We start from the raw sequence: 14,704 nt of genomic DNA on the forward strand, positions 1-14,704 counted from the left end.
TGGCGCGATTGGACTGCCCCCAAGAAGGTGGCCACCGATCCAACCCTTGCCCTCGGGAGGCCTGGTGAACCTAGGGGGCCGGCGTGCCAGCGCTGAGGCCAGTGATGGTCGAACCACCTAGCCCTTGGCCGGCGCCACGACCATTTCCACCCGCTCGCTCTTTTTAATCAGCGCATACACCACCGCTGTCAGCAGGCTACCCGCGACGATGGCCAGCAGGTACAGCAGCGCATGGTTGATCGCGTTGGGAATCAGCAGCACGAACAGCCCGCCATGGGGCGCCATCAGCTTGCAACCGAAGTACATCGACAGTGCGCCGGTCAACGCGCCGCCGGCAATACTTGCCGGGATGACCCGCAGCGGGTCTTTGGCAGCGAAAGGGATGGCGCCTTCGGAAATGAAGCACAAACCCAGCACCAGAGCGGCCTTGCCGGCCTCGCGCTCGGTTTGGGCGAACTTGCGCCGGGCCAGGAACGTGGCGATACCGAGGCCGATCGGCGGCACCATGCCCGCCGCCATGGTCGCCGCCATCGGCGCGTAGCTCGAGGATGCCAGCAGCCCTACCGAAAAGGCATAGGCCGCTTTGTTGATCGGCCCGCCCAGGTCGATGCACATCATCCCGCCAAGCAGCAGCCCCAGGAGGATGGCGTTGGTGGTGCCCATGCTGTCGAGAAACTGCGTCAGGCCTTCGAGCATGGCAGCCACCGGCTGGCCGACCACATAGATCATCACCAGGCCTGTGAACAGGCTCGCCAGCAGCGGAATGATCAGGATCGGTTTGAGTGCATCGAGGCTGCTCGGCAGGCGTGCCCAGCGGGCAATGGCTTTGGCGCTGTAACCGGCGAGAAAACCCGCGACGATACCGCCGATGAAACCGGCCCCCAGGGTGCTGGCCAGCAGGCCGCCGATCATGCCGGGCGCAAGGCCCGGGCGGTCGGCGATGGACCAGGCGATGTACCCCGCCAGCAACGGCACCATCAGCTTGAATGCAGCCTCGCCGCCGATCTGCATCAATGCCGCCGGCAGGGTGCCCGGCTCCTTGTAGGCCTCGATACCGAAGACGAACGACAGAGCGATCAGCAAGCCGCCAGCCACCACCATCGGCAGCATGAACGAAACACCTGTCAGCAGGTGTTTATAAACACCGGTTTTCTCGCCTTTGCCGGCACTTGCAGCGGCTGCAGTGTCACCTGCGCTTTCCACCTTGGCTTCGGCCAGGGCCTTGTCCAGCGTGGCACGGGCCTGCTTGAGGGCGATGCCGGTTCCGCAACGGTAGATACGCTTACCGGCAAAACGCGCGGTGGGCACTTCGATATCGGCAGCCAGCAGCACCACGTCGGCTTCGGCGATGGCCTGGGCCGACAGCGGGTTACGCGCACCGACCGAACCTTGGGTTTCTACGGTGAGTTGATAGCCAAGCTGTTGCGCTGCCTGCTGCAACGCTTCGGCTGCCATGAACGTATGCGCCACGCCAGTCGGGCAGGCAGTGACCGCAACGACCTTGGCCCCAGCAGTGGCCATCGGCTGTTCGGCCTGATGAGTAACGGCCTGTACCTGGGCCTTCGCCGCCGCCTCGTCGAGGAAACCTTCACGGTCGGCCAGCGCTTGCGCCGGTGTGCTCTGGAACAAACGCTTGCCGGCGAAGCGGGCCAGGTCGACCGGCCCGGTGCTGACAACCAGCACCCAGTCAGCATCCGCGATCTGCGCGGCGCTCAGTTGGCGGTCGGGATGTTCGGCATCCTGCACTTCCACGCAGGTTTTCCAACCGCGGCGCTGGGCGGCAGCGGCCAGCAGGCGCGCACTCAGCACGCTGGACACCTGGCCGTTCGGGCAGGCGGTGACAATGGCAATGTTCATCGGCGAGCCTCTTGTTGTTCTGTCAGTTGCACGGCGGCCTCCAGGCGCGCCAGTTGCTCGCGGTCACGGATACCGAAACCGACCTGGGTCACGGCCTGGGCGGCGATGGCCGTGGCGCGGCGCAGGGTCTGCAAAGGCGCCTCAGCCAGCAGCAAGCCGTGAACCATGCCGGCTACCAGCGAGTCGCCCGCGCCGACCGTGCTGGCAACACGCACTTGCGGTGGCTGGGCGTGCAGCGTGCGGCCAGCCGTGAACCAGCTGACGCCCTGCTCCCCTGCCGACACCACTACATGCTCGACACCCGTGGCCAGCAGCCGTTGGGCGGCAGCCTGCTGTTCGGCGGCGCTGTGCACGTCAAGGCCGAGCACTTCGCCCAGTTCTTCGGTGTTGGGTTTGACCAGCCAAGGGGCGCTGTCCAGGCCGGCGCGCAGGGCCGCACCGCTGCTGTCGAGGGCAACCTTCAGGCCTTGGCCCTTGAGCTGTTCGAGCAACCGGGCGAACCAATCAGGGCTGATACCGCGTGGCAGGCTCCCCGCCACCACCACGGCGTCATGTTGGGGAGCCACCTGCTCAAGCAGGCGCAGCAGGGCCTCGCAAGCAGCCTCATCGACCTGCGGGCCTTGGCCATTGATATCGGTCACACGGCCATCGGCTTCGACCAGTTTGAGGTTGCTGCGTGTCTCGCCCGGCACACGCACGAAGCAATCGGCAAAGCCGCGCCATCGGATCAACGCCTCGAACGGTTGCAGGTTGTCCTGGCCCAGGAAACCACCGACGGTCACGCTGTGCCCAAGGTCGGCCAGTACCTGGGCCACGTTCAACCCTTTACCCGCGGCATGGCTGTGCTGGTCCTGGGCGCGGTTGACGTGCCCGGGGCGCAGCGCATCGAGGCTTACGGTGATGTCCAGCGCCGGGTTCAGGGTCAGGGTAAGGATCTTGGCCATTCAGTAACGCTCCACCAGCGCGCGAACCGCTGCGGCGCTGTCCTGTTGCAGGGCCTCGCGCGCCAGGGCGCGGGCCGTCTGGTGATCGGCCTGGCGAACCAGTGCCTTGACTTCGGCAACGCTGCGCGCGGCCACGCTCAGTTCGTCCACGTCCAGGCCCAGCAGCACCGCCACCGCCTGCGGGTCGGCGGCCAGTTCACCGCACACGCCTACCCACTTGCCCTCGGCATGGGCGGCGCGCACGGTCATGTCGATCAGGCTCAGCACCGCCGGGTGCAGGCCGTCGGCCTGGGCCGATAGGCTGGGGTGGCCACGGTCGATGGCCAAGGTGTACTGGGTCAGGTCGTTGGTGCCAATACTGAAAAAGTCCACTTCGCGGGCCAGTTGTGGCGCCAGCAACGCGGCGGACGGCACTTCGACCATGATGCCCAGTTGCAGGTCGGCTACCGGGATTTCTTCACGCAGGCGCTCGACCATGGCCCTCGCCTCACGCCATTCGTGCACCTGGCCGACCATCGGGAACATGATGCGCAACGGGCGCTGATCAGCGGCGCGCAGCAGGGCTCTGAGCTGGTCTTCCATGATCTGCGGGCGCTGCAAGGTCAGGCGCACGCCGCGCACACCGAGAAACGGGTTTTCCTCGGCAGCGATCGGCCAATAGGGCATCGGTTTGTCCCCGCCCACATCGAGGGTGCGCACGACCAGGGGTCGCCCGCCCAGCCCATCCAGCACACGGCGGTACTCGGCTTCCTGGGTGGCGACATCCGGCGCCTGCGAGTGGGCCATGAAGATCAGCTCGGTGCGCAGTAGGCCGATACCTTCGGCGCCCTGCTCCACCACCTTGTCGATGCCGCCGCTCTGGCCGATGTTGGCGAACACCTCGACGGCATGGCCATCGCGGGTTACCGCGGGCTCATGACGGTTGGCCCAGGCAGCTTGCAGACGCTGTTCGCGCAGGTCGCGCTCGGCCAGCGCACGTTGCAGCTCATCGGCTGGCGGGGCGACGCTGACCACGCCGCGCTGGCCATCGAGCAACAGCGGCGTACCGGGTTCGAGCAGCAGAAGCGCCGCCCCCGCGCCGACCACCGCCGGGATGCCCAGGGCCCGCGCGACGATCGCACTGTGTGCGGTTGCGCCGCCATGGGCGGTGACGATACCGGCAACCCGCGCCGGGTCCAGGCGGGCAACATCCGAGGGGCCGACTTCGCCCATCACCAGCACATAAGGTTGATCAGGCTCGGCCTGCGTCTGCACACCGCACAGCTGCGCCAACACCCGGCGGCCGATGTCTCGCAGGTCGGCGGCACGCTCGGCGAGCAGCGCATCATGCAGCGCCTCCTGTTCGCGGGCCGCCGCTTCGATAACGGCCATCCACGCGGCGGCGGCGCTCTCACCCTGGGCCAGACGCAGCTCGACATCGTCGGCCAGTGCAGGGTCGGCGAGCATTTCCTGATGGGTGACGAAGATCTCGCCAACGGCCTTGTCGCTACGCTGCACCAAGGCCTGCAACTCGGCGTTCACTGTCTCCAGTGCCCGGCGTAGCTTGGCCCGCTCCTGCGCCGGCGATTCGCCACGCAGGGGGTAATCGATGTCGCGCTCGACGCAGACGTGGGCGGGCCCACTGGCAATGCCCGGGGCCGCAGCCACCGCCTGGATACGGCTACCGGCAGCCGGCGCCTGCAACACCTCGACAGGCGCGGGGCTCACCGCAGCGGTGGTTTTCGGCAAAGGCTCGACATCCTCACCCAAGCCCTGCTCGATTGCCGCCAGCAGTGCTGGCAAAGCATCAGCGGCAATGGACGGCTCGGCCAGCAGCTCCAGTTCCTGGCCACGGCGTGCGCCGAGGCTGAGCAGCTTGCTCAGGCTCTTGACCGACACCGCAGGTTGCGCGCTGTCCAGCACTCGCAGGCGGATTTCGCCCTCGAAACCCTTGGCCAACTGCGCGAGGATTTTTGCCGGGCGGGCGTGCAGGCCATGTGGATTGGCCAGCACGATACGGGCGCTGGGCCAGTCAGGCGCGGTCTCGCCACCGAGCACCTCCAGTACCGCGCGGCTGCTGGTGGCCTGGTAAAGCGTTTGCCCACGCCCCTCGATCAGTACCTCGCACAGGCGCTCGAGCAGCGCCTGGTGGGCTGCGCCGAGGCTGGCCAGGCAAAACAGGCCATTCAGTGGCTGGTCGCGGTAGCGCAGCGGCTGCTGGGGAGTGACGAAGGCCAGGCCTGGCTGACGGACCTGCCGCTCGCTGTGCAGCCACCAGAGCCCCTCGCCCAGGGGCAGAGGCTCGGCCTGCTGCAGCACAGCGGCAAAACCATTGTCGACACACCCGGCACGTTGCAACAGGCGGGCACCGCGCCAGGCCAACTCGTCGAAGTCTTCGGCGGGCAGGTTCAGGCTGACCAGTTGCGCATCCAGCGCCAGCGCCTGGGGTGCGCCCTGCAGCAGCTTGAGCAACGCTTCGGCGGAACTGGCACGGCGCAGGGCTTCGGCCAGGTCGGTTTCGCCCAGGGCGCGGGTCAGCAATTGCAGCAAACGCAGGTGTTCGTCGGAGCGTGCGGCAATGCCGATGGCCAGGTAGACGATCTGCCCGTCCCCCCAGTCCACGCCGTCAGGAAACTGCAGCAAGCGCACGCCAGTGGCGTACACCAGGTCGCGGGTCTGCGGCGTGCCGTGGGGGATGGCGATACCTTGGCCCAGGAATGTGGACCCTTGCGCTTCACGCGCCTGCAGGCCCTGCAAATACCCTTCGGCGACCAGGCCGTCAGCGACCAGTCGATCCGCCAGCAGGCGCAGGGCCTGGCCTTTATCGGTAGCCGTCTGGCCCATGGCTATCTGCTCTTTGGCGAGCTCGAGCATGACCTTCTCCTTTTGCAGCCCCTGCGCGCACTTTTGCACCGGGTACTGAGGTATTGTTGTGAAATTCACGTATTCAGCCAGTCAAAGGCCTTGCACGAGCGGCAGGCAAGGCAGAAAAATGAATAGCTGAAACGTTTAATCTGACCAAGCGGCCACGTTACTCGATAATCTTCCGGGGAAAAAGCCCCATCCTGTCGGACAATTGCGACAATGGTCGTCTGCGCGTGGCGACCAGCCCGGGTCAAACTGCTCGGTCTGGTGGTATAGCCCGCCCCGGTAATAACAAGGAAAATTCGGTGAAACTCAGCGATATCGCCCGTCTGGCTGGTGTGTCCGTGACCACTGCCAGCTACGTCATCAATGGCAAGGCCGAACAGCAGCGCATCAGCAACAGCACCGTCGAGCGGGTGCGTGCGGTGGTCGAGGCCCACGGCTTCACGCCCAACCCCCAGGCTGCGGGCCTGCGCAGCCGGCACACCCGTACCTTGGGCTTCATTCTGCCGGACCTGGAAAACCCCAGCTACGCTCGCATTGCCAAGCAGCTGGAGCAAGGCGCCCGCGCCCGTGGCTATCAACTGCTGATCGCCAGCAGCGATGACCGGCCCGACAGTGAGCGCCAACTGCAGCAACTGTTCCGTGCCCGGCGTTGCGATGCCTTGTTCGTCGCCAGTTGCCTGCCCCCGGAAGATGACAGCTACCGTGAACTGCAGGACAAGGGCCTGCCGGTGATCGCCATCGACCGGCGCCTGAACCCGGCACACTTCTGTTCGGTCATCAGCGATGATCGCGATGCCAGCCGCCAGTTGGCCGATAGCCTGCTGGCCACGGCACCGCGCAGCATCGCGCTGATCGGCGCGCGCCCGGAGCTGTCGGTCAGCCAGGCCCGTGCGGGCGGCTTCGACGAAGCGATGCAGGGTTTTAGCGGGGACGTGCGCCGTTATCAGGGCGAGGCATTCAGCCGCGAATGCGGCCAGCGCTTGATGCAGCAGCTGATCGACGAGCTGGGCGGCCTGCCGGATGCCTTGGTCACGACGTCCTACGTGCTGCTGCAAGGCGTGTTCGACACTCTGCAGGCGCGCCCGGCCGATTCGCGCCTGCTGCACCTGGGCACCTTCGGTGACAACCAGTTGCTCGATTTCCTGCCGCTGCCGGTCAATGCCATGGCCCAGCAACATGGCCTGATCGCCGCCACCGCCCTGGAGCTTGCCTTGGCGGCCATCGAGGACAAACGCTACGAACCCGGCGTGCATGCCGTCGCCAGAACCTTCAAGCAACGTATCACTGTGGCCTGAACATGCGCCTGATCGACACGCACACCCACCTTGACTTCCCCGACTTCGATGCCGACCGCACGCGTTTGCTGGCCAGTGCGCAGGGGCGTGGGGTGGAGCGCATGGTCGTGCTGGGGGTTGATCAGGCCAATTTCCAGCGGGTGTGGGACCTGGCCTGCAGCGATGAGCGCGTGCGCGCAGCGCTTGGGTTGCATCCGGTCTACCTGGAGCAGCATCGCCCCGAGCACCTGGTGCAGTTGCGTCAATGGCTTGAACGTCTGGATGGCGATCCGCGGCTATGCGCCGTGGGCGAATTCGGCCTGGACTACTACATCGAAACGCTGGACAAGGCGCGCCAGCAAGCGCTGTTCGAAGCCCAATTGCAGATGGCCTGTGACTTCGAACTGCCCGCCCTGCTCCACGTGCGCCGCAGCCATGCTCAGGTGATCGCCACGCTCAAGCGCTACAAGCCGGCGCGGGCAGGGATCATCCACGCCTTCGCCGGCAGTTACGAAGAAGCGCGCGAATACATCAAGCTGGGTTTCCGCCTGGGGCTGGGTGGCGCCGCAACCTGGCCGCAGGCTGTGCGCTTGCGCAAGACCCTGCCGCGCCTGCCGCTGGAGAGCATCGTGCTGGAGACCGACGCCCCGGACATGGCCCCGGCGATGTTTGCCGGTGAGCGAAACAGCCCGGAGCATCTGCCAGAGATCGCCCAGGCTTTGGCCGAGGTGATCGGCATTGATGTGCAGTTGCTGGCCGAGGCCAGCAGCACAAATGCCTGTGAGTTGTTTGGCTGGTAGTCCTGGCACAGGCTTGGCCCGTGCACAGGCCGGCACTGGCTAAACCCTGAACGCGCCGATCAAGCGTTTCAACTCCACCACCTGCTCCGACAATGCCCGGCTGGCATCCTCGGTCTGGCAAGCGCCCAACGAGGTGTCCTGCGCCGCCTGGTTGATCGCCACGATGTTCTGGTCAATGTCATGGGCCACCGCCGTCTGCTGCTCTACCGCCGCCGCTATCTGCTGGTTCTGCTCGACGATGCCGCCCACCGCGCCAAGGATGTTGCCAAGCGCCTGTTGCACCTGGCGTGCCTCCTCGACCGTGCCCGCAGCCATCTGATGGCTGCTGCCCATGGCGCGAACCGCTGCCCCGACACCGTCCTGCAAACGCTGGATCATCTGCGCTATCTGCGCAGTGGAGTCCTGGGTACGTTTGGCCAAGGTACGCACTTCATCAGCGACCACGGCAAACCCGCGCCCTTGCTCACCGGCCCGAGCCGCCTCGATAGCAGCGTTGAGTGCCAGCAGGTTGGTCTGCTCAGCGATACTGCGGATCACTTCAAGGACCTGGCTGATCGCCTGGCTGTCGTCAGCCAGCTGATTGATCGCCAACACGGTCTGGTCGATTTCGGCAGCCAGCCGGCCAATGCTGCCTTGCTGCTCTTGCACCAAGGTGCGGCCATTGGCACTTTCGTGATTGACCTGCTGCGCACCATCGGCGGCCAAGGCAGCACTGCGCGCCACCTCCTGGGCAGTGGCGCTCATCTGGTTCATCGCCGTAGCCACCTGCTCGATCTGTTCACGCTGGCCGCTGACGGACTGGCTGCTGCGTGCCGATACCGCCAATACCTGCCCGGCCTGCGCTTCGACCGCCACAACGGTGTGGCCAACCTGCTCGATCAGGCAACGGATCCGGCGCACGGTTTCGCTGAAGCCCTGCGCCAGTTCGCCCAGTTCATCGCGGCTGTGGGCGTTGAAACTGACCGTCATGTCACCGGCCGCCACCTTGTCCATCGCGCCACCCAGCTTGCGCAGCGTCGTGCGGGTCGACACATAAAAGCCGCCGTAGAGGTAGAGGATCAGCGCGAAGACGCCTGCCAGCACCGCCAGCAGGGCGACCATGCGCAGGCGCTGCTGGCCAAGACGCTCCTGCAACTGCAGCTGCAGATGCCCAAGCACTTGTTCGTTCAGTTGGTAGGTGTGAGCCATCAGCTCACTCACCTGTTGATAGAAGGGGAGCCAGGGCGCATCCAGGGTTTCAGCGACCACCACACGCTCTTCGAACAACGCGGCGGCTTGTTTGACGGAAGCTTTGCTGGCCTGCGCAGCGGCGCTCATGGCCGCGGGGACGCCGGGGTCACTGGCCAGGGCTTCATCCACCCGCATGCCATAGTCCGCCGCCAAACGCTCCAGGCGCTGCAGCAAGTCTTCGAAGCGCACGCTGCCGGACGAGTCGATGAACCCTCGGCCAAGCGCAATGGCGCCCATCGCCCTGCCCTCGCCCAGGGCCAGGGTCACCTGTGCGGTGGCGGTGCCGAGCAATTCGCTCAACTGGCGCACCGAAACCTGGCTGTCCTGGCTCAGGCCGGACTGGCTGGCCACCAATTTGCTCAGCACCTGTACTTGGCCCAGCAACTTGTCGAAGAGGGCGACCTTGGCCTGCAGAGAGGTTTCGGCCTGGGCACTGGCAAAAGCGCCGGCCAGCTCGTCGAGCTTTGCCTGAGGAACCGACTCATGGCCTTGCAGGGCCTGCACCTGTGCCTGGACCTTGTCCTGCAAGGCAGCGATGCGCGACTCCAGGTCGCCGGCCTGGCCCGACTGCCCGAGCACGGCATTGATCTGCAGGAGGTTGCCGAGGGTTTCCATGTCGGCGCGCAATACCAGGCTGCCACTCAATGGGGTGATGCCTTGCAATTGAGCACGGGTTGCCTGGAACTGCTGATAGGCGTCGCGCACCAGGTAGCTGCTGGTGGCGAGCATGGGCAGGAAGAACAGGGCGCTGATGAGGCTGAACTTCTGGCCGAAGCTCAGCCGGTTCATCAGTGCGATTGCCGGGTAGAGCAGACGCTTCACGGGGCACCTCCTTGAATTCTTGTTGTTCTGCGAGGGGTAGCACTAGGCCACCTGTATAACGCAGATCGAACCGGAGGTTTGTAACTTAAGGTTAACCGGCGCTCAGGCCAGCACCGTCCACAGCGCAAAGCCCGCGTACCACAGCACCGCACAGCGCAGCAGCAGCTCCCACAGGCTATCGAGCCGGGCCACACCAGGCTGGCTGTCCTCTTGCTCGGGAATGTCATCGGCAACCCGCCCGACCCTGGCCACCAGGTGCCCGGCGCTGATATGCCAGTTGAGCAGTTCGTGGAGCATCACGCGGGTCACTGCGACGAAATTGCCAACCAGGGCAAAACTCAGGGCCAGCACGCGCACTGGAAGCCAGTCCATGATGTGCCGCAGCTGCTCGGCACGGGCCTTCAGCGCAGGTTGGCTACTGTTATCGCCCGTCAGCGCCAGCAAGCGATAGGCCAACGCCGCCCCGGGGCCGAGCACGAAGTACCAGAAGATCACAGCGAAGAAACTCTGATAGGCCTGCCACAACAGGTAGCCTTGCACGCGCACCAGCAACACCTGGGCTTCATCAGCCTCCAGGCCCAGGTCGCGCTCGGCCACATGCAGCGCGGCCTGGTCGTCGCCGCGCCGCCAGGCATCGCGAAGCGGCCCCAAGGCAGCCTTGGCATCGCCGCGGCCCAGGCTGTAGATCAGCACCAGCAGGTGCACTGGCAGCGCCAGCAACCCATAGGCCACCGGGTCGAGCACGTGCAGCAGCAACACCAGCACCGCCACGGGTGCAAGCACCAGGATGGCCAGGCTCCACCAGGGATGCACCCGCCCGCTGCGTTCCAGGCGCACCAGCTCGCCCAGGAAGAAGCCATCGCGCTGTACCTGATGGCGCAGCGCCGAGAACTTCTCGACCCACAACGCCAGTATCAACACCAGAAAACTCATGCCTTGTCCTCGTTGTGCTGCACGGCGGCGCGGTAACGCTGCCAGTCGAATGCCGGGCCGGGATCGGTCTTGCGCTGCGGGGCAATGTCGCTATGGCCACGGATCCGGCCCAGGTCGATAGCTGGCCAGGCCGCCTGAATCTGCCGGGTGAGTTGCTCCAGCGCCCTGTACTGGGCATCGCTGTAAGGCAGGTCGTCGGTACCTTCCAGCTCGATACCGATGGAAAAGTCGTTACAGCCTTCTCGGCCGTCAAAACACGACACCCCCGCATGCCAGGCACGGTCCAGCAACGACACGAACTGGGTCACCGCACCGTCGCGCTCCACGAACAGGTGCGCCGATACGGTCAGGTGGCTGATGCTGGCAAAGTAGGGATGTTCGTTGGGGTCCAGGCGGTTCTGGAAGAACTGTTGGACTTTGCCGCTGCCGAAGCAGGCCGGCGGCAGGCTGATGTTGTGGATCACCAGCAGGGAAATCGATTCGCCCTCGGGTCGCGCGTTGAAGTTCGGCGAAGGGCAGTGGGTGATTCCGTTTCCGTGGAACCAGCCGGTGGCACGGTCCAATTGCATGGGGCAGTTCCTGAAGAACGCTAGGTACAGAGGCGCAGTATGCCCTGCCAGTATCGCGCTTTGCATGTGAATCTGCAGCAGCAGGTCAATGAACCTGCTGCTGGCGCAAGCTTTCCAGCACGCTCTCCAGTGCCCGCTCGAACAGCAGGCCGTCGTCCAGTAGCCGCACCTCACCAAGGCGCAGTGCTTGAGCGAGGCCCAGCAGGTTCCACTCGCGTACCTTCATGCCGGTGCGGTTGGCGAATACCAGGCGGTCACTGCTGTCGATACGCGCCACCAGTTTGCAGCGCAACGGCTCGTCATCGTCGAGCACTTCTATCCACGCGCCGATGCGCAGGCGCTGTACCGCACGCAGCTGCGCGGTGTGCTCGTCGTGCGGGTGCAGCGGCGTACAAGCGGGCTCTTCGGCCATTGCCAGCACGATGTCCTCAGCCACCAGCACTTCGGCCAGGGCCTGATCGTCTGGGGTAGGCGGCAGTTCGGCCCCGGCGCAGGCACGCAGGTGCAATTGCTCGAGCTGTTGGAAAAAGTCGCGGGTCGACTGCGAGTCCAGCGCCACGCCGGCCAACCCCTCGCGCAATGCCTTGAGCAGGCCGGGCACTTGCTGCAGCAGGGCCTGCGGATCACGCCGGGGCAGGATGCTGGCGAGCAAGGTGTCCATCGTCGCAAGGGCGTTGATCCACGCCGAGGAGCCCTCACCTTGTTTGAGCCATGCCAGCAGCAGCACCTGGCTCCAGGCGTGCACCAGCATCTGCACGACCGCTTGAGGCAGCACCTTACCGCGCAAGCGCTGATTGAGTACCTGTTGCACCTGCTGGCGAGCCTGCACCGCCCGCGCACGCCCTTCTTCGGCATCGCGGGTGCGCTGCTCGAGCAGTTCGTTGCGCCGCCGTTCATCCTGGCTGAAGGCCATGAAGTCCTCCAGCAGTTCGGCGAACACCGCCGCGTCCTCGGTGAAGTCGTTGAGCAGACGCTGGACGACGCGCTCTACCCGCAGGTGCAGGCTGTCACGCAGGCCTTCGCTGCCGGTCTCCCAGCCGATCGAGGCGGCAGCGATCTCATTGAGCAAGCGCCGGGCAGGGTGGCTGGCGCGGCTGAACAGCCCTTTGTCGAGCAGTGCCACCTTGAGCATCGGGATATGCAGGCGTGCAATCAGCGCCCGCAGGCTCTGCGGCAGGTTGTCATCGGCCTGGATGTAATCGAACAGCAGGCCGACCAGGTTGATCATGTCTATGTCGGCCGTGGCAATGCGCCTGCGGGTGCCACTGCGCACACTGACCCGCAACAGCAACTGTTCGAGCTGCTGGCCAAGGTCGAAATCGTCTTCGTCGATGGTGGCCGGCACGTAGTGCTGCAAGTGCGTGAGCAGGCGCAGCAGGTCGGCAGTGCTTATCGGCTGAGCGGTGGCAATCGATTGCAAGCGTGGCGCGATCCTCCCGCGCGCCGGTGCCAGCAGCCCCTGCAACGAGGTGAAGAAAGCCTGCCCGGCACTGTCTGCGCCGATGGCCCCGTCAGGCCTGAGGCTGGCAGGCGCCCGCCGCGAACTCAGGCGACGGTCCTCGGCACGCCGGCGCGGCGCAGGCGGCAGCTCAGCCAGCACGCCGGCAGCGGCCAGCAACTGGTTGGCTTCGCCGTAGAGCACGTCGGTATCACGCAGCACATAGCGTTCGAACAGCTTCAGCAAGACCAGTTTGACCCGCAGGCCAACACCCAGATTACGCCCGGCTTCGAGGAAGTAGCCACATAATGCGCCAGGTGCGAGCGGGTTCTTTTGCGCGTCCAGGGTACAGTCGAGCAGGGCCTGCAAACGCAGGCTCAACTGATCCAGGGCAAGCCCGTCACGCGACAGCACCTGCGCGACCATGTTGTCGATGGTCGCGGCCCGCTCCTGCTGAGCCTTGTTCCGCGGGTGATCGGCAACGGCTGCAAAACCCAGCGGCTCGGGCTGCCCGAGGCGGGCGAAAGTCTCGTAGAAGGTGTCGAGAAAGCCGCGCTCGATGCTCTTGCGCTTGAGGCGCAGGTCGCGCATGGCTTCGAAGTAGAGGTTCTGATCGAAACGGTCGGCAGCCTTCTCGGCCATTTCGAAGAGGGTATCGTCAGCGTTGTCGAACAAGGCCTGCAAGCCTTGGCGCAATTGCAGCGCCGCCTTGTCGCGCACCTGCAGCAACAGCATCGGCAGACAAGGCAAGGGCGTGCGCGCACCTCGATCGATGGCGGCCGCCAAGGGCACCACCTTGCCTTCTTTATGCATCCCGAACTCCTTGCTGGGCGACGTGTTCGATAAATATGAAAATCGTCAAAGCTATGACGCCAAATACTGGGCGCTATTATCGGTAAAAAAGCCGATCCCTGCCAGCGCCGCTTCACTCGCCGGTAAATGACTGTATTTTTTGCCAAATGCTCACTTGGCCTGACCAAAGGTCAGCTGCAAGGCGGCTGTAAACAGCGGCCCCCTGCCCTATAATCGCCGGCAACTTGCTTGTGGAGCCGACCATGCCGAACCTACGCCTTGCCGACCTGACCGCCGAGATCGAAGCCAACGTGCGCCGCGCGCTGCTGGAGGACATCGGCAGCGGCGACATCACCGCGCAGCTGATTCCGGCCGAGCGCCTGGCCAAGGCCACCATCATCACCCGCGAAGATTGCGTGATTGCCGGCACCGCCTGGGTCGATGCCGTGTTCCGTCAACTCGATCCGCGTGTTGCGGTGCACTGGCAGGTGGCCGATGGTGACCGTGCCACGGCCAACCAGGCGCTGTTCCACCTCGAAGGCCCGGCACGTTCACTGCTCAGCGGCGAGCGAAGTGCGCTGAACTTCCTGCAGATGCTGTCGGGCGTGGCCACGCGGGCCCGTGCGCTCGCCGACCTGGTCGAAGGCACCCAGGTGCAACTGCTCGACACCCGCAAGACCCTGCCCGGCCTGCGCCTGGCGCAAAAATATGCGGTGACCTGCGGCGGCTGCCACAACCACCGCATCGGCCTGTTCGATGCGTTCCTGATCAAGGAAAACCATATTGCCGCCAGCGGCGGTGTGCCCGAGGCAGTAGCGGCAGCCCACCGCATTGCGCCGGGCAAGCCGGTGGAAATCGAAGTGGAAAGCCTGGATGAACTGCGCCAGGCGTTGAGCGCCGGTGCTGACATCATCATGCTCGATGAGCTGAGCCTGGACGAAATGGGCGAAGCGGTACGCATTACCGCTGGCAAAGCCAAGCTGGAGGCCAGTGGCGGGGTGACTGAAAGCACCCTGCGGGTGATTGCCGAGACTGGGGTGGACTACATCTCCATTGGTGCGATGACCAAGGATGTGAAGGCTGTCGACCTGTCGATGCGCCTGAGCCTCTGAAGGGGACTGTAGCGGTACTAAAGAAAACACCGGCCAGATGGCGCGGTGTCTTCGGATCTGGGGCCGCTGTGCGGCCCATCGCC

The 14,704-nt window shown here is 65.1% G+C and carries 10 protein-coding genes and 1 pseudogene; 3 read left to right on the top strand and 8 right to left on the bottom strand.

Features of this window, described 5'->3' with window-relative positions; genetic code table 11:
* Positions 1-117 precede the first annotated feature (117 nt).
* Genes OSW16_RS22710 through ptsP form a run of 3 tightly spaced genes read right to left on the bottom strand, consistent with a single transcriptional unit; the run spans position 118 to position 5,654 of the window.
* On the bottom strand, positions 118-1,857 hold the full coding sequence (locus tag OSW16_RS22710) for a PTS fructose-like transporter subunit IIB (protein ID WP_267818673.1): 1,740 nt from the start codon (positions 1,855-1,857) through the stop codon (positions 118-120).
* The gene (pfkB, locus tag OSW16_RS22715) at positions 1,854-2,801 is read right to left on the bottom strand and encodes a 1-phosphofructokinase (RefSeq protein WP_267818675.1); all 948 of its coding nucleotides are present in this window, start codon (positions 2,799-2,801) and stop codon (positions 1,854-1,856) included. Before pfkB ends, OSW16_RS22710 begins: the two co-directional genes overlap by 4 nt.
* On the bottom strand, positions 2,802-5,654 hold the full coding sequence (gene ptsP, locus OSW16_RS22720; RefSeq protein ID WP_267818677.1) for a phosphoenolpyruvate--protein phosphotransferase: 2,853 nt from the start codon (positions 5,652-5,654) through the stop codon (positions 2,802-2,804).
* A 296-nt stretch (positions 5,655-5,950) separates the two neighbouring features.
* Here ptsP and cra point away from each other — a divergent pair, with 296 nt between their 5' ends.
* The gene (gene cra / locus OSW16_RS22725; protein WP_241806367.1) at positions 5,951-6,946 is read left to right on the top strand and encodes a catabolite repressor/activator; all 996 of its coding nucleotides are present in this window, start codon (positions 5,951-5,953) and stop codon (positions 6,944-6,946) included.
* 2 nt (positions 6,947-6,948) lie between these two features.
* A complete protein-coding gene (locus OSW16_RS22730) occupies positions 6,949-7,725 on the top strand; it encodes a TatD family hydrolase (protein WP_241806366.1) in 777 nt (258 codons plus the stop codon).
* Between the two features lie 39 nt (positions 7,726-7,764).
* Here OSW16_RS22730 and OSW16_RS27205 read toward each other — a convergent pair whose 3' ends face one another.
* The 5 genes and pseudogenes from OSW16_RS27205 to OSW16_RS22750 all read right to left on the bottom strand — a co-directional run bounded on the left by OSW16_RS27205 (position 7,765) and on the right by OSW16_RS22750 (position 13,530).
* Positions 7,765-8,694 (bottom strand): methyl-accepting chemotaxis protein, encoded by a 930-nt coding sequence (locus OSW16_RS27205; protein ID WP_372490507.1) that lies wholly within the window; start codon positions 8,692-8,694, stop codon positions 7,765-7,767.
* Positions 8,671-9,744: pseudogene (locus OSW16_RS27210) on the bottom strand (methyl-accepting chemotaxis protein); the annotation flags it as partial. The pseudogene OSW16_RS27210 and the gene OSW16_RS27205, both read right to left, overlap by 24 nt.
* Before the next feature lie 135 nt (positions 9,745-9,879).
* A complete protein-coding gene (gene ampE / locus OSW16_RS22740) occupies positions 9,880-10,710 on the bottom strand; it encodes a regulatory signaling modulator protein AmpE (RefSeq protein ID WP_267818685.1) in 831 nt (276 codons plus the stop codon).
* Positions 10,707-11,279, bottom strand: a complete 573-nt coding sequence (ampD, locus tag OSW16_RS22745; RefSeq protein ID WP_267818687.1) for a 1,6-anhydro-N-acetylmuramyl-L-alanine amidase AmpD — start codon at positions 11,277-11,279, stop codon at positions 10,707-10,709. The genes ampE and ampD overlap by 4 nt, the downstream gene beginning before the upstream one ends.
* Before the next feature lie 85 nt (positions 11,280-11,364).
* Entirely contained in the window at positions 11,365-13,530 is a 2,166-nt protein-coding gene (locus tag OSW16_RS22750; RefSeq protein ID WP_267818689.1) for a DUF1631 domain-containing protein, read from the bottom strand.
* A gap of 242 nt (positions 13,531-13,772) precedes the next feature.
* Here OSW16_RS22750 and nadC point away from each other — a divergent pair, with 242 nt between their 5' ends.
* Positions 13,773-14,621: a carboxylating nicotinate-nucleotide diphosphorylase gene (gene nadC, locus OSW16_RS22755; protein ID WP_267818691.1), complete on the top strand. Its 849-nt coding sequence runs from the start codon at positions 13,773-13,775 to the stop codon at positions 14,619-14,621.
* The last annotated feature ends 83 nt before the right edge of the window (positions 14,622-14,704 follow it).

The sequence above is a fragment of the Pseudomonas putida genome (assembly GCF_026625125.1).
In the GTDB taxonomy this organism is placed as follows: domain Bacteria; phylum Pseudomonadota; class Gammaproteobacteria; order Pseudomonadales; family Pseudomonadaceae; genus Aquipseudomonas; species Aquipseudomonas putida_X.